The following is a 17,446-nucleotide window of genomic DNA, read 5'->3' as shown; positions in this document are numbered from 1 at the left end:
CCTGCATCGACGTAATGCGACTACGCGCCATCTGCTGATCCTTTCCCGTTCCGCGTCGTGGTCACGCCGGCAGCTTGAAGTCGGCGACCGAACGGCGCAGATCGGCAGCGAGCTGAGCCAGGTTGCCGATCGACTCGGCCGTCTGCTCCGCACCCTGCGATGTCTGGCTGGTGATCTGTCGGATCACGCCCATGGTCTGTGTGATGTCCGTCGCCGCAGCCGACTGCTGGTGCGCGGCGATGGAGATGTTCTTGATCAGGTTGTTCAAGGCGTTGGACACGCGCTCGATTTCGGTCAGCGCGGTACCGGCGTCTTCGGCCAGGCGCGCACCGGACACCACTTCGGAGGTGGTCTGCTCCATCGAGCTGACCGCTTCGTTGGTATCGGCCTGAATGGTCTGCACCAGGCCTTCGATGCGTCGGGTCGCACTGGAGGTGCGTTCTGCCAGGCGCTGCACTTCGTCGGCCACGACCGCGAAACCGCGACCGGCTTCGCCCGCCGAGGCGGCCTGCACCGCGGCGTTGAGCGCCAGGATGTTGGTCTGCTCGGAAATGTCGTTGATCAGTTCCACGATCGAGCCAATCTCCTGCGAAGACTCGCCCAGCCGCTTGATGCGCTTGGAGGTTTCCTGGATCTGGTCGCGGATCTGGTCCATGCCCTGGATCGTTTCGCGCACCACGCCGGCACCCTCGGCGGCGATGACCACCGAGCGCTGCGCCACTTCGGCCGACTCGGTGGAGTTGCGCGACACCTGTTCGATGCTGGCAGCGATTTCGCTGATGCGCTCGGAGGCGGTGGTGATCTGGTTGGCCTGCTGGCCGGCCGCTTCGGCCAGCTGCATGGCCGTGGCCTGGGTTTCCTGGGTCGACACGGCCACCTTGGCCGAGGTGTCGTTGATGGTGGTCACCAGGTGACGCAGCTCGTCCACGGCGTAGTTGATCGCGTCTGCAATGGCGCCGGTCATGTCCTCGGTCACCGAGGCCTTGACGGTCAGGTCGCCCTCACCGAGCGAGCTGATTTCGTCCAGCAAGCGCATGATCGCCTGCTGGTTGCGGCTGTTGAATTCCACCTGTGCCTGGTAGCGCACGTCCTGCTCGCGGGTCCGCACCCGCACCGAGCTCCAGACGAAGCCGACGATGGCCAGCAAGGCGACCAGGCCGGACACCACGCCCAGCCAGAAGTTGGGAAACAGGCGGGTGTCGCGCACCGAACCGAACGCGGAGAACGCGTCGAACAGCTTCTTGCTGTCGTCGAGCATCTTGCCCGAGCCGGCGGTCAGCGCCGCGGCCGAGGACTGCGCGGCGAAGAGGTTGCGCGAGCTGGCGAGGATGGCGTCGACGTCCTTCTTCATCGTCGCCCACTGCGTCTGCGACTGTTCCAGCGCCGCCAGGGCGGCCGGGTTGCGCACCGCGGCGATGCCGAGTTCTTCGTTGCCCGCGCGCAGGCCTTCCAGCATCTGGGTGAACACCACCGAGTCGCGTGCCAGCGCGTCGCCGGAGGCGGCCGCATTGGCGCCACCGGCGCGCATTTCGGTCACCCGCCGCGCCATGGTGCCGGCGACCACGACCTGCTGCAGGGTGTTGTAGATCTGCGAGGCGGGCGCGCCGCTGACCGTCATCGCACGCACCACTTCGTTCAACTGCGCCTGCAGCTGCGGCACGCTGCCGGAGAAGCGTTCGGCGTTGCCGGCCAGGCCGAGCACCGCCGGTTCGCTGGCGATGACCTGATCGGCGTTCTTGCTCAGCGGCACCCAGGTCGCCTTGAGCTGCGCCATCGCGCTGGCCACCGAGCCCTCCTGGCCGTAGCGGCCATCGAGTTCGCTCACCGTGCTGTCGATGCGGCCCTTGGTCTCCTTGAAGGCGGCAAAGGCCTTGGCGTCACCGGAGACCGCTTCGCGGCCCTGGTTGGCCAGCTGCTGCGAGAGCACCTGCAGGTCGGCGGCGCCGGTGCCGGCACCGGCAAGACGGCTGCCCTGCCAGGTGGCGACGCCGGTGTTGGCGCCGAACACGATCATCGACAACACCAGCAGGCCAAGCCAGAAGCTGGTGCTGACGCTGCCGAGCTTGTTGGTCTTGCGGGCGTCCGGGGCGGTACTCATGGTTCGACCTCGATCTGTATGACGTGGCGGGGTCGCGGCTTAGGCCGCGGCCTGCCGGAATTCAGGAGTGCGCGACAGCAACGCCAGGGAGAACACACCCCAGTCCTGCGTCTCGTTGCGGAAGGCACGGTCGATGAAATGGGCGTAGCGGCCCTGGGCCAGCTCGCCAGGCTCGACCGCCTGCACCTGTTCGAAGCTGCGCTGGCCGTAGAGCTCGTCGATGGTCAGCGCGACGTCGCCGCCGCTCTGGCGCATGATCAGCACCCGCTGGCCTTCCTGCAGCACCGTGCGCCGGCCCTCCAGGAACTGCTTCAGGTCGATCACCGGGAACAGGTTGCCGCGCAGGTTGCCCACGCCCAGCAGCCAGGGCTGGGCGCCCGGCACCGGCGTCACCGGCGGCATCGGCACGATTTCCGCCACTTCGCGGAAGTCCGAAACCAGCCGCCGGGTACCGACGCGATAGCCGACGCCACGCCAGATGTCTGCGGAGAACTGGCGTTCCGGCAGCGGCGTGGCGTGCGCAAGACTACGCCGCTCGTAGTCTTCGAGAATGTCGAATGGAGAGCGCATCAACGCACCAGTTGTTTGATGCGTGCAATCAGATCGTCTTCGCGCGGCGGCTTGACGATGTAATCGCTGGCACCTTGTCGCAAACCCCAGGCCTTGTCGGTTTCCATGCCCTTGGTGCTGACCAGCAGCACGGGGATGTCCTTGGTGGCCTGGTCGCGCGCGAGTGCACGCGTTGCCTGAAAGCCGCTCATGCCGGGCAGCACCACGTCCATCAGCACCAGATCGGGCGCCTGGCTGCGAACCAGCTCAAGTCCCTCTTCGGCGTTGTCGGTGGCGACGACCGTGTGGCCAGCTTTTTCCAGCCATTGACTGAAGACCGCCCGATCGGTGGGCGAGTCCTCGATCAATATAATTCGAGCCATGTTGCCTTTCCCCCTGGTCAGGCGTGGACGTACGTGCGGATCGCGCTCAGTAGTTCTTCACGTGTGAATGGCTTGGTCAGATACTGCTCGGAGCCGACGATGCGGCCGCGTGCCTTGTCGAACAGGCCATCCTTGGACGACAACATGATCACCGGCGTCGACTTGAAGAGCTGGTTGCCCTTGATCAACGCGCAGGTCTGGTACCCATCCAGACGCGGCATCATGATGTCCACAAAGATGATCTGAGGTTGCTGGTCCGCGATCTTGGCCAGTGCCTCGAAACCATCCGTCGCTGTCACTACTTCACACCCTTCGCGCTTCAGCAGCGTTTCGGCGGTGCGGCGAATGGTTTTCGAATCATCGATCACCATCACCTTCAGTCCTGCGAGTTCCCCACCCGCAGCGATGTTTTCACTCATGCAAATATCCCCGGACGCGCAACGCTTCATCCCTTCCGACGTCGCTACGAAACTGCATGTATATCCCAAGACCCGCATCGACTGTCAAGGGCGCGTTGCCGGGGCCCCGCCAGGCGGACGTTCCGACCGCGTCCGGGTGCGCTTCGACCGGCAAGTCGCGCATTCGCAACCGGCCGGACGCGCCATCGCCCGCCGCTTGAAGTTACCATCGGCAGCCTGTTCGAAAGGTTTAGCCCCATGTCGCTCGACGTCGTCGTGGTGATGGATCCCATCGCCTCCATCAAGATCGCCAAAGACACCACCTTCGCCATGCTGCTGGAAGCCCAGCGCCGCGGCCACCGCCTGCATTACGTGCGCCCGGGCGGGCTGAGCCTGCGTGAAGGCCGTGCGGTGGCGCAGGTCGCAGCACTGAACGTGCGCGACGACAAGAACGACTGGTTCACCCTGGGCGCGTTCGCCGAGCTGGCCTTCGGCCCCGGCCAGGTGGTGCTGATGCGCAAGGACCCGCCGGTGGATGCCGAGTTCGTCTACGACACCCAGGTGCTGAGCGTGGCGCAGCGCGCCGGCGCGCAGATCGTCAACGACCCGCAGGGCCTGCGCGACTACAACGAGAAACTGGCCGCGCTGCTGTTCCCGCAGTGCTGTCCCCCCACCCTGGTCAGCCGCGATGCCGCCGCGCTCAAGGCGTTCGTGCTGGAGCATGGCCAGGCCGTGCTCAAGCCGCTGGATGGCATGGGCGGGCGTTCGATCTTCCGCAGCGGCACCGGCGACCCCAACCTCAACGTGATCCTGGAAACGCTGACCGACGGCAACCGCAGGCTGACCCTGGCGCAGCGCTTCATTCCCGACATCAGCGCCGGCGACAAGCGCATCCTGCTGGTGGACGGCGAGCCGGTGGACTATTGCCTGGCGCGCATTCCGCAAGGCGACGAATTCCGCGGCAACCTGGCCGCCGGCGGCCGCGGCGAAGGCCGCCCGCTGTCCGAGCGCGACCGCTGGATCGCCGCCCAGGTGGGGCCGGAAATGCGCCGCCGCGGCATGCGCTTCGTCGGCCTGGACGTGATCGGCGACTACCTGACCGAGGTCAACGTCACCAGCCCCACCTGCGTGCGCGAGCTGGATGCGCAGTTCGGCCTGAACATCGCCGGGCTGCTGTTCGATGCGATCGAGGCCGGCGCCGCGCAATGAGCACGGCCGCGGCCCTGCCTGCAGCGATGGACGAACGCCGGCGGTTGACCACCACGCTGGTGGTCTCGCTGTTGCTGCACGGCGCGCTGATCCTGGGGGTGGGCTTTGCGGTCAGCGAGGACGCCCCGCTGGTTCCGACCCTGGACGTGATCTTCAGCCAGACCAGCACCCCGCTGACGCCCAAGCAGGCCGACTTCCTGGCCCAGGCCAACCAGCAGGGCGGCGGCGACCACGACACCGCCCAGCGCCCGCGCGACAGCCAGCCGGGCGTGGTGCCGCAGGACCGCACCGGGCTGGCGCCGCAGGCGCAGCGCGCCACCAGCGTGCAGGCCCCGGCACCCACCCAGACCCGGGTGGTGAGCAGCCGCCGCGGCGAGCAGGCCATGCCGACGCCGCAACCGAATCCGCAGACCGACCCGCTCACCCCGGCCGATGCGCAACGCATCCAGCGCGATGCCGAGATGGCCCGACTGGCGGCCGAGGTGCACCTGCGCTCGGAGCAGTACGCCAAGCGTCCGAACCGCAAGTTCGTCTCCGCCAGCACCCGCGAGTACGCCTACGCCAACTACCTGCGTGCCTGGGTGGACCGCGCCGAGCGCGTGGGCAACCTGAACTATCCGGACGACGCACGCCGCCGCCGGCTGGGCGGCAAGGTGGTGATCAGCGTGGGCGTGCGCCGCGACGGCAGCGTGGAGAGCAGCCGGGTACTGGTCTCCAGTGGCGTGCCGACGCTGGATGCGGCCGCGTTGCGGGTGGTGCAGCTGGCACAGCCGTTCCCTCCCCTGCCCCGGACCAAGGACGACGTGGACATCCTCGAGGTCACGCGCACCTGGCTGTTCTTGCCCGATGGCGAGTTGCACGACGACCGCTGACACCCCCAGGCGCGCGCTACGCGATGCAAGGCGCCCGCCGCGAGCGGCACGGCCTGAGAGAAGGCCGAAAACGCAGGATCAGCGGCGCTACGGCGCGCGCTTCTCATACCGTGATGCAGCCGGCCTGGGCGTGGACACCAGTCCGGCGATCCTGCGTAGCCTGGCCACCGGCCTGTACGGCCGCGTGACCTCGACGCGCCGCGGCGGCACGGACGCGCAGCAGGCCGGCAACGACGTCCTGCGATCGGATGGTGCACCCGCGTAGCCAGCATGACCGGCTGCGCCATCTGCCGCATGCGGAAGATGGCGCGGCGCGTTCGCAATGGCCAGTGTCTCAGGCCACCTGCGCCGCGGCGTGCAGGCGGTCGGCCAAGGCCATGATCTCGGCCGCGTCCTGCACGCGTTCGCGCCAGGCGGCGGGAATGCCCTCGATACCGTAGAACGCGCCAGCGAGCTGGCCGCAGATCGCCGCAGTGGTGTCGGCATCGTCGCCCAGGTTGGCCGCGCGCAACACCGCATCGGCGAATGTCTCGGTGGTGGCGAAGCACCACAGCGCGGCCGACAGCGCGTCGACCACGTAGCCGGTGCCGCGAATCCGCGCTGCCGGAACCGCTGCATGGTCGCGTGTGGACAGGGCGCGCACCGCCGGGGAGACCATTCCCTCGCAAGGCGTGCGCAGCACCTGCTCGCGCGTTGCGCCGAGCAGGGCGGTGCGCAGCTGGGCCGCGAACAACCGGCAGGCGTCCAGCGCTTCGGCGGCGGCATGGGTGGTGCGCGAGCTGTCGGCAGCACGGTCGCCCAGTTCGTCGGGACGATGCGCGTAGTACATCGCCACCGGCGCCAGCCGCATCAGGGAGCCGTTGCCGGCCGCGCGCGGGTCTTGGCTACCGCTGAAGGCCGGGCCACCATCGAGATAGCGCTCCAGCGCCTGGCGCACCGTGTTGCCGATATCGAAACAGCGGCCGGTACTGCTGAGGTAGCCGTGCTGATACCAGTTGCAATAGCGGTTCATCTGGTCGGCCGCATCGAAGCCTTGCCGGTGCAGCAGGCTGTGCGCCAGGCACAGCGCCATGGAGGTGTCGTCGGTCCACTGCCCTGCACGCAGGGCGAACGGGCCGCCGCCGCGCATGTCGTCGATCGGCGTGAAGCTGCCGGGCGCATGGAATTCCAGCGTGGTACCCAGCGCATCGCCGACCGCCAGGCCGAGCAGGCAGCCGCGAAAGCGCGCGCGTTCGAGATCGCTGTGTGTCATGACGCGGTTGCGGCTGCCTTCGCTGCGCGAGCGGCCTGTTGCTCGACCAGGGTCAGTGCGACGTTGTCGCGCAGGTACGCCGGTTCCACGCGCTCCGGCGCCAGCCCTTCGCCACGTTGCAGCGCAGGCACGGCGAGCGTGAGCAGATCGGCGGCATGCGGCAAGGCGCTGGCATCGACGCTGCTCAGCTGGGCGGCAAGGCGCTGCTGCAGCAATCCGTCGGCGGCCGCAAATCCGGTTCCCACCCCGGCCAGGCGCTGCGCGGCGTCCGGCACGACCACCGCATCGGGCGTGCACACGCGTTCGGGCGCGAGTTCCAGCAGCCCTTCCGCGTTGCGTGCAAATACCCCGGCATAGACCTCGCCCATGCGCGCATCGATGCAGGCCAGCATATGCCTGGCCTCGGCCGGCGCGCGCAAGGCCAGCACCTGCAGCGTGGAGACCGCCAGCACCGGCAGATCCAGGGCCAGCGCGATGCCCTGCGCGATACCGATCGCCAGCCGCACGCCGGTGAAGGCGCCAGGCCCGCGGCCGACCGCGATCGCATCGAGCTGACGCCGGGTGAGGCCGCCCTCGGCCAGCAGCGCGTCGGCCCAGGGCAAGGCCAGTTCGGCGTGGCGACGCGGTGCCAGTTCGAAGCGCTCGATCACGCGTCCATCCACGTGCAGCGCAACGGAGCAGGCTTCGGTGGAGGTTTCGAAGGCGAGGATGTTCATGGGAGAGCGCCGGGACCGGGGACCCGGGACTGGGGAACCGGGGAGGCGCAGTTTAACTGAGCCGGGACCGGGGACCCGGGAAAGCATAGTTCGACTGAGCCGGGACCGGGGACCGGGGACTGGGGACGCGGGAAGGCGTAGTTCGACTGAGCCGGGACTGGGACCCGGGGAAGCGTAGTTCGACTGAGCGATTTGGGGGGCAGAGGTGGAGTTGGGGTGTACCACCCGGTGCAATTGCACAGAAGCGCGATACGCCACCGCCATGAACACTCGCCCTGCGCTTACCCGGGTCCCCGGTCCCCAGTCCCCAGTCCCGGCTCTTCAAAAAACGCCTGCACGTCGGCCAGTTCCCGCTTGCAATTGCACAGGAGCACGATACGCCACCGCAATGAGCACTTCGCCCTGCGCTTACCCGGGTCCCCGGTCCCCGGTCCCCAGTCCCGGCCCCCCAAAAAACGCCTGCACGTCGGCCAGTTCCCGCGTGCGTGCGAACGGCGGCAGCGAGGTCATGAAGGTGCGCCCATAGCTCTTGGTGATCAGCCGCGGATCGCACAACACCAGCACGCCACGATCGGTTTCGCTGCGGATCAGCCGGCCCACGCCCTGCTTCAGTGCGATCACGGCCTGCGGCAACTGCTCGTCGCGGAACGGGTTGCCGCCCTCGCGGCGGATCGCATCCAGCCGCGCTTCGAACACCGGGTCGTCGGGTGCGGCGAACGGCAGCTTGTCGATCACCACCACGCTCAGCGCATCGCCGACCACGTCCACGCCCTCGCGGAAACTGGCAGACCCGAGCAGCACGCCATTGCCGGAATCGCGAAAGCGTTGCAGCAGGGTCGCGCGCGGCGCCTCGCCCTGCACGAACAGCGGCCACGGCGCGCCACGCAGCGCGTCGGCGGCCTCGCGCAGCGCGCGGTGCGAGGCGAACAGCAGGAATGCGCGGCCATTGGAGGCCTCCAGCACCGGGGTCAGCGCCGCGATCAAGGCAGTGCCGAAGCCGCGCGCCGCCGGGTCGGGCAGGTTCGGCGGCAGATAGCACAGCGCCTGGCGTGCCCAGTCGAACGGGCTGGGCTGCAGCAAGGTCACCGGGTCGCTCAAGCCCAGCCGCAGCGCGATGTGATCGAACTGCCCGCCCACCGCCAGCGTGGCGGAGGTGAACACCCAGGCCGCCTGCGATTTTTCGCGGTGCTCGCGCAACGGCCCGGACACGTCCAGCGGCGTGCGCTGGCAGCGGAATCCGCGCGGGCTCAGCTCGTACCAGAGCACGTCGTTGTCGAGCGTGTCTTCCGGCGGATCCTGCGCGAAATCGGCCACCGGCAGGTCTTCGCCCAGCCAGCGCGACAGCCGATTCAGCGCTTCCTGCGCACGCGCAGTGCAGCCATCGAACCCCGGCGAGGCGGCGCGCAACGGCAGCAAGGCCTCGCCCAGCCGCGCCAGGGCCGACAGCACCGCATCGAAGCCCTCGCGCACCTGCGGCCTGGCCAATGCGCGCCACTGCGTGCCACGCGCCGGCAGCCCTTCCATGCCGGCGCGCAGGCTGCGCAGCGCATCGTCCAGCGCCAGGATCGGCGCCTGCAGGCTGGCCTGCGCACCGGCCACCAGCCGCGCTTCCACCATGCAGTCGCGCGCCAGTTCCTGCCATGGACGCATGCCGAAACTTTCGCCGAAGAAATTGGCCGCCAGCTCCGGCAACTGATGCGCTTCGTCGATGACGAAGGCCTGCGCGCCCGGCAGGATCTCGCCGAAGCCTTCCTGCTTGAGCGCCAGATCGGCCAGCAGCAGATGGTGATTGACCACCACCAGATCGGCGGCCTGTGCACGCTGGCGTGCCTGCACCACGAAGCACTCGCCATAGAACGGACAGTCGGTGCCCAGGCAGTTGTCGACCGTGGAGGTCACCATCGGCAGCAGCGGCGAATCGTCCGGCAGGGCGTCCAGTTCGGCCATGTCGCCGTACTGGGTGCGCCCGCTCCAGGCCACGATGCGCTGGAACTGGGTGACCTGCTCGGGGGTGGCCAGGCGCGGTTCGCCACGCGCCTGCTGGGTGCGGTACTTGCACAGATAGTTTGCGCGGCCCTTCAGCAACGCGCTGCGCAGGCCCACGCCCAGGGCAGCGCGCACGCGCGGCAGATCGCGATGGAACAGCTGGTCCTGCAACGCGCGCGTGCCGGTGGAGACGATGGTCTTCAAGCCCGACAGCAGCGCCGGGACCAGATACGCATAGGTCTTGCCGGTGCCGGTACCGGCCTCGGCCAGCAGCACGTCGCGTTGTTCGAACGCCTCGGCGATGGCCCCGGTCAGGCGCAGCTGCGCAGCGCGCGGCGCGAACGCATCGAGCTGGCGCGCAAGCGCGCCGCCCTCGCTGAGCGCCTCGATGCTGGCAGTGGCAAGTTGGGACATGGGATCGAACGGATGCAGGCTGGAAAGCACGACAGCCTAGCGCGTGTGCAGTGAGGCTGTCTGATCGCCATCGGTTTCCTGCCGGTGCGCGATGCAGCCATCGACGCAAGGATCCTGGCGATGGCGAGGCAGCGTCGCGTCACACCCGCTCTTCTGTTCGACAGGCAAGCATGGCCCCGGCGTGCCGCAAGCGAGTTCCCGTCCAACGGCACGTCGGGCGCGGCCCCGATGCCCGTGGCGATCGCAGGCTTCGATCGCAGCTTCAAGCGATGCGCTTGGGCGACACGACGGCTGCGCGACTGCGCCGTCGGCAGCGATGCCTTGTGTCGGATGGCACAGGTCGGTGCTGGACAATTGCCCGCTCCCCTTCGCCCCCTGCCCGACTTCACCGGGCGCCACGCACCCGGCGATCGGCTCAGTACCGCTTCATGCCCGGCACGGTGCAGCCGGCAATCTGCGCCTTGGCCGAAGCGGCGTTTTCCTTCTCGCCGCGCGCCAGGCGCGACTGTTCGATGGTGGCCCAGTGACGGCGGCACAACGGGCCGGTCTTGGAACCCAATTCGATCGCCCGCTGGGCGAAGCGTTCGGCGGCCGGCCAGTCGGCCTGCAGCACCGCTACTTCGGCGCGCTCCTGCAGGATCGCCGGGTCGCCGGATACCAGCCCCAACGCCTGATCCAGCACCGCCGCCGCACCGCTCAGATCGCCGGACTGGCGCTTGCTCTTGGCGGTGTCGCGCAGGTCGTCCACCTGCGGGTCGCGCAGCGGCTGCACCGACAGCTCGGTGTCATCGGCGCCGGCCTCGCGTTCGATCAGCAGCAAGCGCTGCGTCGGCGTGGTCGGATCCACCGGGGTCGGTGGCGGCGTGGGCGGCGCGCTGACGCAGGCAGCCAGTGTGGCGCAGGCCGCGGCCAGGACGAGCAGACGGTGCAGTGGGATCATCGAATCGCTCCAATCAGTGTGCAGGGGGCGCCGAAGCGGGCGCCGGCGCGGGTTCTTCGGGCTTCTTTTCCAGGCCGAAGAAGCGCCGCCAGCCGCCGCCGCTGGATTGCTCGACCGGCGCGGAGGCAGCATCGGCAGGCACGCCATCGATCGACGGCGCATCGCCCGCGCAAGGAACATACGCGGGCGTGAAGCCGACCACGAACGGGAACTGGCGCGCGCCCGGGCAGCCGGCATCGGTCACGCCGGTCCCGACTGCATCCACCGCTTGCCAGTCCAGCCCCTTGCCGCTGACCTTCAGCGGCGCGCTGGGCAGCCGGGCGAAGATGCTCGACCACACCCGCATCGCGCCGGTGGCGCCGTACAGGCCGGTCTGCTCGTTCTGGTCGTTGCCCATCCAGATCACCGCCAGATGGTCGCCGGTGTAGCCGGCATACCAGCTGTCGCGACCGTCGTTGGAGGTGCCGGTCTTGCCGGCCGGCGACAACCGCCCCAGCCCATCGCCGAGCAACTGCCGCGCGGTTCCATTGCTGACCACCTGCTGCAGGCCGATGCTGATCAGGTTGGCGGCCACCGAATCGCCCTCCTGCGCCGGTGCCGGGGTCTTGTCGTAGCGCTTGAGCAGCTTGCCCTGCGGGTCGAGCACGCCACGCACCGCATGCAATGGCTGGATCTCGCCGCCGGCCGCCAGGAACTGATACAGCTGCGCCATGCCGTAGGGGCTCTGGTCGGTGGCGCCCAGGATCAGCGACGGGTTCGGGTCGGCCTTGATGCCGGCCAGCACCTGGATCAACTGGGCGATACGGTCGGCACCGACCTGCATGCCCACGCGCACCGTGGCCTGGTTGTAGGAATGCGCCAGCGCATCCACCAGCCGCACCGTGCCGTGGCTGCGGTTGTCCGAATTGCCAGGCGACCAGGTCTTGCCGCGGCCGAGCTGCACCGTGACCGGCGAATCGTCGACCCAGCTGGACAGCGCCCAGCGGTCCGGCGAGGCCAGCGCCAGCATGTAGACGAAGGGCTTGAGCAGCGAGCCCACCGGACGCTGCGCTTCCACCGCGCGATTGAAGCCCGGCTTGGCCACATCGCGGCTACCGACCACCGCCAGCACATCGCCGTTGTGCACGTCGGTGAGCACCAGGCCGGCCTGCAAGGGTGGGCGCTTCTTGTTGTCCAGCCGCTTGATGGTGCCGGTGACGGCGCCTTCGGCATACGCCTGCGCGGATGGCGACATGCCGGTGAGCACGCTCATGCCAGCACCCTGCAGCACGCCTTCGGGATAATCGTGCGCCAGCTGCCGCCGCACCAGATCCACGTACGCCGGGAAGCGGTTGGCCGCGACCAGGCCGGGCTCCTGCGGTACGCCCAGCGGCGCGGCGAGTGCGCGCTTGTACTCGGCGGCGTCGATCAACTGGTTCTCGTGCAGCTTGCCCAGCACGAAGTTGCGCCGGTCCAGCGCGCGCTCGGGGTTACGTCGCGGGTCGTAGTACGACGGCCCCTTGACCAGCCCGATCAACAGTGCGATCTGCTCGGTGGTCATCGAATTGAGCTCGCGGCCGAACCACAGCTCGGCGCCCGAGGACACGCCGTGGATCGCCTGCCCGCCCCGCTGGCCCAGGTAGACCTGGTTGAGATAGGCCTCCAGGATGGTGCGCTTGTCGTAGCGCGCCTCCATGATCACCGCGTAGAGGATTTCGTTGAACTTGCGGGTGAGCGTCTGCTCCTTGCCGATGCCGAGCAGGCCGCTGCGGGCCAACTGCTGGGTCAGCGTGCTGGCACCCTGGCGCACCTGGCCGCCCGAGCGCAGCATGATCCAGGCCGCACGCACCATGCCGCTCAGGTCGATGCCGTGGTGGCTATTGAAGTCGCGGTCTTCCACCGCCTGCAGGCCGGTGACCAGCAGCTCGGGCACTTCTTCCATGCGCACCAGGCGGCGCTCTTCCTGCTTCTGCCCGTACAGCGTGGCGATCCGCGCCGGATCCAGGCGCGCGCTCTTCAACGCCTTGCGGCTGCCTGCATCGCGCAGGCTGGCCACGCGCCCGCCCGACAGCGCAAGCTCGATCCGCCGTGCAGGCACGCGCCCGTCCACATCGATATAGCCCCGGCTGGCGATGAGGAAGCGGCTGCCATCCTGCCGGTAGGTGCCGGCCAGCGTGGCCTGTCCGTCGTCGCGGTAGGAGGCGGCATCCAGCTCGGTCTTGAGGGTGGCCGCATCCAGCGCAGTGCCGGGCGCCAGCACCAGCGGACGCCCGTACACGCGGGTGGGAATCTGCCAGCGCAGTTCGCCGAAGCGCTGGCTGACCTGCTTGTTCAGATACACCGTGTACGGGATCAGGAAACCGAGCGCCAGCGCAAGCGCGGCAAATCCCCAGACGATCAGTCTGCGCTGCCAGCGGGAGCCTTGCTCGTCGGTGTCGTCCTGGAAATCGTCGGAATCGTCGTTGTCGTAGCGTCGGGGCACGGGGATGCGAGAATGTAGGGTGCGGCGAGTCTAGCGCAGCGCTGTCATGGTTGCGGTCTGCCCGCCCGTTCCGACTTAAGCGCGGCTAACGATGCTCCGGCGCTGGATGCCGGGCGCAAGGCGGCGGGATCTGGCCGGTACACTGCTGGGCCACCTATCCGCGCCCGGCTGGTCATCGCCACCACGTTCCACTTGCCTTCACGCTGGAGTTCCAACGCAATGTCGATGTCCCTGGCCGATGCGCGCTATCTGTTCAATCGCGTGCTCGGCCTGATCCACCGCTCCGTAGCCAGCATGCGCACGCGTGGGTGGCGCGCCACCTGGCAGCGCATTCGCGTGCATACGCAAGCACCTCCGGCCGCACTGGGCAGCCCGTTGTGGTTGCCCGAAGCAGCGCCGTTTGCCCCGTTCGCACTGCCGCACAGCGCCACGCCACGCGTGACGGTGGTGATTCCGGTCTACAACCATATTGCCCACACCTTGGCATGCCTGCGCGCGCTGGCCGCACATCCGCCACGGCTGGCGATGGAGATCATCGTGGTGGACGATGGCAGCAGCGATGCCACGGCCGTGCAGCTGCCGCAGCTGTCCGGCCTGCACTATCACCTGCGTGCCAGCAATGGAGGGTTCATCGCAGCCTGCAACGACGGCATCGCGCTGGCGCGCGGCGATTACGTGGTGTTGCTCAACAACGACACCATCCCCCAGCCCGACTGGCTGGATCGGCTGATCGCCACCTTCGACCAGCATCCGGGCGCCGGCCTGGTCGGCGCGCAGCTGGTCTATCCGGATGGGCGGTTGCAGGAATCGGGCGGCGTGGTGTTCGCCGATGGCAGTGCCTGGAGCTATGGCCGCTTCGAATCGGCCGAGGATCCGCGTTACGCCTATGTCCGCGCCATGGATTACTGCTCGGGGGCGGCGATTGCCCTGCCACGTACGCTACTGCAGACGCTGGGCGGGCTGGATCGGCTAGACAACGCCGACGCGCCGACGGCGTGGAGTGCTTCTGATCTTTCCTTCGCAGTACGCGCCGCCGGCCGCCAGGTCCTGGTGCAACCGGCCAGCGTGGTGGTGCACGACGAGGGCACCAGCAACGGCACCGACGTCCGCACCGGGGTCAAGGCGTATCAGGTGCGCAACCAGCGTGTGTTCGCCGACAAATGGCAGCCCACCCTGGTCGCGCACTTGCCGGTGGGCACCGTTCCCGGACCGGCGCAGCTGCACCGTGGGCAACGCCAGGTGTTGATCCTGGACGAATGCGTGCCGCAGCCGGACCGCGACTCGGGATCGCTGCGGCAGTTCAACCTGATCCGATTGCTCTGCGAGGAGGGGGCGCATGTGGTGTTCGTGCCAACCCGCCGCGAGCACGCCGGGCGCCACACCCAGGCGCTGCAGCAGCTGGGCGTGGAGGTCTGGTATGTACCGTTTCTGGACGGCATCGGCAGCTGGCTGCGCACCCATGGCCCGCGCTTTGCGGTGGTGCTGCTGGTGCGCCACCACGTCGCGCATGCCTGCCTGCCGCTGTTGAAGCAGTACGCTCCGCAGGCACGCACGCTGTTCGACACCGTCGACCTGCATTACCTGCGCGAGCGGCGCGGCGCCGAACTGGCCGGCGACGCCAATCTGCTGCGCAGCGCAGAACGTACCAGGCTGCGCGAACTGGAGATCATGGCCGCCACCGATGTCACCGTGCTGGTGTCCGCTGCCGAACAGGCGCAGCTGCACGCGGACGCGCCGCAGATCCGCACCGCCCTGCTCTCCAACCTGCACGAGGTGGCCGGCAACGGCCCCAGCTTCGGGCAACGCCGCGACCTGGTCTTCGTCGGCGGCTTTCGTCACCCGCCCAATGTGGATGCGGTGCAGTGGTTCATCAGTGCGATCTTCCCGCAGGTGCGCGCACGCCTGCCCGAGGTGGTGTTCCACTGCATCGGCGCGGAGCTGCCCGAGGCATTGAAGCTGCTGGCCGAGGAATGTCCCGGCGTGCAGTTGCATGGTCATGTGCCGGATCTGTTGCCGTTCATGGACAAGGTCCGCATCGCGGTGGCGCCGCTGCGCTTCGGCGCCGGCGTCAAGGGCAAGATCAATCTGAGCATGGCACACGGGCAACCGGTGGTCGGCACGACCTGTGCGGTGGAAGGCATGCACCTGCGCGATGGCGAGGATGTGTGCGTGGCCGACGACGCCGATGCCTTCGCCAGCGCGATCGTACGCCTGTATCAGGATGCAGCGCTGTGGCAGCGGTTAGCCGATAACGGCTTGCGCAACGTGGCCGAGCATTTTTCGCTGGATGCGGCACGCGCGACGGTGCGTGCGTTGTTTATTGCGAAGTGAGCAGTGTCGGCCGGGAGACAGATCGCCAGGCTTGACTCGTACCCTCATCTTCCCCTTCGGGGCACCTTCTCCCGATGGGAGAAGGATTGCGCGTGGCAGATCGCGTTGTTTCAGAATGCGGGGTCGAGCGACAGGTTCGGCAGGCTCCGATGTCGGCGACACCTGGCAACGACCGCTCAACGCTGCTCGGCCACGGCCTTGACCCGTCGCGTGAATTCGGTCAGTTCCGGCAAGCCAGGGTCCAGCTGGCGCGCCTCGTCCTGCGCTCGACGGGCGAATGCCGCGTCTTCCTGGCCCAGCCGTTCGCTCCCCACTGCTATCCAACGCTGCGCCAGACGGCGACGCGCGCCTGCCAAGGCGTCGGCAGTGGGTGTCAGCGCCTGCCACGCGTCCAGGCATCCGCGCGCCGCACGCAGGCGGTTGTTGCGCAACTCGTCCTCGAAGCAGCGCCGGCTGGCCGGCGCGACGCGCGCAGCGGCCTGCAGCACGCGGGCATCGCGCGGGGCCAGCGCCTGTGCGGCGCGCACGGCGTCGTAGGCGCTGGCGCCCGGCGGGGTCATCCACTGCTCTCGCGCCTCGGCATCGGCCACGCGTTGCAGCAGCGCGCGCAACCGGCGTTCGCGTACGCCGCGCGACAAGCCGGTTTCAGGCCCGCGCTGGGCATCGCGCGCGCGCGCGATCGCCTGTTCGGCCTGGGCGATGGAGGCGGCGCCCGGCACCAGCACCCGCGCCTGCTGCAGCGACTGCATGGCCTGGTCGAACTGGAAATCCGCGGCCTGGCGCCCCGCCTGGGCGGCATATTCGCTGGCCACCCGATCGAGCCCGCGCCGCGCATCGGCATCTTCCGGCTCGGCTGCCAGCACTGCCATGAAATCGCGCGCCGCCGGTGCCAGGCGACCACGCCGCAGCAAGGCATCGGCGCGCTGCCGCCGCTGTTCGAGCGCACGGTGGTAATGGCCTTCGGTCGACGGCACGTCGGCGTGGCCGGCGTCGTAGCGCTTGGCCGCCACCAACAGCGCGGCCGCCTCGCCAAGCGCATCGCGTCCCAAGGCGTGGCGCGCCTGCGCCAGCAGATCGGTCAGGGCGTCTTCGCGCCCTTCCAGCGCGTCGGTGCGGTCCGGTGCCAGGCTGAGGACGCGCTGGTACAGCGGCAACGCACTGTCGGGCGTGCCATCCAGGCGGCCCTGGTGCTGGGCGGCGACCGCCTGCGCGACCAGGGCGTCCAAGCCGGCACGGCGCGCCTGCAGGTCGCGCAGACGCAAGGAGACCGGGGCGATCTGCGCCTGCGGCACCTCCAGCGCGGTTGCCAACGCCAACGCACGTTGCGCATCGGCCGCATCGCCGGCCGCGATCGCCGCGCGCGCCTGCACCACTGCAGCCGCACCGGTACGCGCCAGCCCGGCGCGGGCCTCGCTGCGGTCGCCATCCAGCGCAAGTGCGGCGGCAAACAGTTCGCGTGCCCCGTTGCCGTCGGCGGCACTGAGCTTGCCGCGCGCCAATGCGGCATTGCCCCGCTGCAGCAGTTGCTGGATCCGGGTGTCCGGCCACAGCCAGTCGGCAAGCGGCTGGCGCAACACGATCACACCCATCAGCAGGCACAGCGACAGCGCCAGCACCACGCGCCAGAGCGCGCGGCTGCGCAACGGCGCCCAGAGGCGGGGCGACCTGGCCCAGCGCGGCAGCGGAAACATGCGGTTGCGTCCATCCTTGGCGCGACCTGACGGGGACGCGTTCACCCCGTCATGGTAGCGGGGTGGCGCGAAGGCGGTGTGGGTTGTTTGGGATTCGGGATTCGGGATTCGGGATTCGGGATTCGGGATTCGGGATTTGGGATTTG

13 protein-coding genes are annotated in these 17,446 nt (G+C 68.8%); 3 read left to right on the top strand and 10 right to left on the bottom strand.

Features of this window, described 5'->3' with window-relative positions:
• Window positions 1-61: 61 nt before the first annotated feature.
• Genes ACCQ05_RS06170 through pilG form a run of 4 tightly spaced genes read right to left on the bottom strand, consistent with a single transcriptional unit; the run spans window position 62 to window position 3,449 of the window.
• Window positions 62-2,098: a methyl-accepting chemotaxis protein gene (locus tag ACCQ05_RS06170; protein WP_228962937.1), complete on the bottom strand. Its 2,037-nt coding sequence runs from the start codon at window positions 2,096-2,098 to the stop codon at window positions 62-64.
• A gap of 39 nt (window positions 2,099-2,137) precedes the next feature.
• Window positions 2,138-2,668 carry a chemotaxis protein CheW gene (locus ACCQ05_RS06165; protein WP_003482487.1) on the bottom strand — a complete coding sequence of 177 codons (531 nt, stop codon included), beginning with the start codon at window positions 2,666-2,668 and terminating at the stop codon, window positions 2,138-2,140.
• Entirely contained in the window at window positions 2,668-3,030 is a 363-nt protein-coding gene (locus ACCQ05_RS06160) for a response regulator (protein ID WP_029220782.1), read from the bottom strand. The genes ACCQ05_RS06165 and ACCQ05_RS06160 overlap by 1 nt, the downstream gene beginning before the upstream one ends.
• 17 nt (window positions 3,031-3,047) lie before the next feature.
• Window positions 3,048-3,449, bottom strand: a complete 402-nt coding sequence (gene pilG, locus ACCQ05_RS06155) for a twitching motility response regulator PilG (protein ID WP_005913706.1) — start codon at window positions 3,447-3,449, stop codon at window positions 3,048-3,050.
• A 237-nt stretch (window positions 3,450-3,686) separates the two neighbouring features.
• On the opposite strand from pilG, the gene gshB reads away from it, so the two are divergent.
• Entirely contained in the window at window positions 3,687-4,637 is a 951-nt protein-coding gene (gene gshB / locus ACCQ05_RS06150) for a glutathione synthase (RefSeq protein WP_372393240.1), read from the top strand.
• Complete coding sequence (locus ACCQ05_RS06145; protein WP_228962935.1) at window positions 4,634-5,509, top strand: energy transducer TonB family protein; 876 nt, start codon at window positions 4,634-4,636, stop codon at window positions 5,507-5,509. Before gshB ends, ACCQ05_RS06145 begins: the two co-directional genes overlap by 4 nt.
• Window positions 5,510-5,843: 334 nt before the next feature.
• On the opposite strand, the gene ACCQ05_RS06140 is transcribed toward ACCQ05_RS06145, so the two are convergent.
• The 5 genes from ACCQ05_RS06140 to mrcB form a co-directional block, all read right to left on the bottom strand.
• On the bottom strand, window positions 5,844-6,761 hold the full coding sequence (locus ACCQ05_RS06140) for an ADP-ribosylglycohydrolase family protein (protein WP_228962934.1): 918 nt from the start codon (window positions 6,759-6,761) through the stop codon (window positions 5,844-5,846).
• A complete protein-coding gene (tsaB, locus tag ACCQ05_RS06135) occupies window positions 6,758-7,477 on the bottom strand; it encodes a tRNA (adenosine(37)-N6)-threonylcarbamoyltransferase complex dimerization subunit type 1 TsaB (RefSeq protein WP_372393239.1) in 720 nt (239 codons plus the stop codon). Before tsaB ends, ACCQ05_RS06140 begins: the two co-directional genes overlap by 4 nt.
• 408 nt (window positions 7,478-7,885) lie before the next feature.
• Window positions 7,886-9,877 (bottom strand): DNA repair helicase YoaA, encoded by a 1,992-nt coding sequence (yoaA, locus tag ACCQ05_RS06130; RefSeq protein ID WP_372393238.1) that lies wholly within the window; start codon window positions 9,875-9,877, stop codon window positions 7,886-7,888.
• 415 nt (window positions 9,878-10,292) lie between these two features.
• The gene (locus ACCQ05_RS06125; RefSeq protein WP_372393237.1) at window positions 10,293-10,817 is read right to left on the bottom strand and encodes a tetratricopeptide repeat protein; all 525 of its coding nucleotides are present in this window, start codon (window positions 10,815-10,817) and stop codon (window positions 10,293-10,295) included.
• 13 nt (window positions 10,818-10,830) lie between these two features.
• Window positions 10,831-13,278 (bottom strand): penicillin-binding protein 1B, encoded by a 2,448-nt coding sequence (gene mrcB, locus ACCQ05_RS06120; protein ID WP_372393236.1) that lies wholly within the window; start codon window positions 13,276-13,278, stop codon window positions 10,831-10,833.
• A gap of 219 nt (window positions 13,279-13,497) precedes the next feature.
• On the opposite strand from mrcB, the gene ACCQ05_RS06115 reads away from it, so the two are divergent.
• A complete protein-coding gene (locus ACCQ05_RS06115; RefSeq protein ID WP_372393235.1) occupies window positions 13,498-15,609 on the top strand; it encodes a glycosyltransferase in 2,112 nt (703 codons plus the stop codon).
• 176 nt (window positions 15,610-15,785) lie between these two features.
• Here the strand turns inward: ACCQ05_RS06115 and ACCQ05_RS06110 are convergent, their stop codons facing one another.
• A complete protein-coding gene (locus ACCQ05_RS06110; protein ID WP_372393234.1) occupies window positions 15,786-17,300 on the bottom strand; it encodes a hypothetical protein in 1,515 nt (504 codons plus the stop codon).
• Window positions 17,301-17,446: the final 146 nt, after the last annotated feature.

The sequence above is a fragment of the Xanthomonas sp. NCPPB 3582 genome (assembly GCF_041475735.2).
Lineage (GTDB): Bacteria > Pseudomonadota > Gammaproteobacteria > Xanthomonadales > Xanthomonadaceae > Xanthomonas > Xanthomonas codiaei.
Note: the sequence above shows the minus strand (reverse complement) of the source record. Positions and strands in the feature narration are given on the sequence as shown.

Excerpts from the sequence above, each read along its gene's own strand:
- ACCQ05_RS06140 (WP_228962934.1), bottom strand. The coding sequence starts at position 6,761 with ATGACACACAGCGATCTCGAACGCGCGCGCTTTCGCGGCTGCCTGCTC.
- ACCQ05_RS06115 (WP_372393235.1), top strand. The coding sequence starts at position 13,498 with ATGTCGATGTCCCTGGCCGATGCGCGCTATCTGTTCAATCGCGTGCTC.
- tsaB (WP_372393239.1), bottom strand. The coding sequence starts at position 7,477 with ATGAACATCCTCGCCTTCGAAACCTCCACCGAAGCCTGCTCCGTTGCG.
- ACCQ05_RS06125 (WP_372393237.1), bottom strand. The coding sequence starts at position 10,817 with ATGATCCCACTGCACCGTCTGCTCGTCCTGGCCGCGGCCTGCGCCACA.
- ACCQ05_RS06110 (WP_372393234.1), bottom strand. The coding sequence starts at position 17,300 with ATGTTTCCGCTGCCGCGCTGGGCCAGGTCGCCCCGCCTCTGGGCGCCG.
- ACCQ05_RS06170 (WP_228962937.1), bottom strand. The coding sequence starts at position 2,098 with ATGAGTACCGCCCCGGACGCCCGCAAGACCAACAAGCTCGGCAGCGTC.
- ACCQ05_RS06145 (WP_228962935.1), top strand. The coding sequence starts at position 4,634 with ATGAGCACGGCCGCGGCCCTGCCTGCAGCGATGGACGAACGCCGGCGG.
- yoaA (WP_372393238.1), bottom strand. The coding sequence starts at position 9,877 with ATGTCCCAACTTGCCACTGCCAGCATCGAGGCGCTCAGCGAGGGCGGC.
- gshB (WP_372393240.1), top strand. The coding sequence starts at position 3,687 with ATGTCGCTCGACGTCGTCGTGGTGATGGATCCCATCGCCTCCATCAAG.
- ACCQ05_RS06165 (WP_003482487.1), bottom strand. The coding sequence starts at position 2,668 with ATGCGCTCTCCATTCGACATTCTCGAAGACTACGAGCGGCGTAGTCTT.
- pilG (WP_005913706.1), bottom strand. The coding sequence starts at position 3,449 with ATGAGTGAAAACATCGCTGCGGGTGGGGAACTCGCAGGACTGAAGGTG.
- ACCQ05_RS06160 (WP_029220782.1), bottom strand. The coding sequence starts at position 3,030 with ATGGCTCGAATTATATTGATCGAGGACTCGCCCACCGATCGGGCGGTC.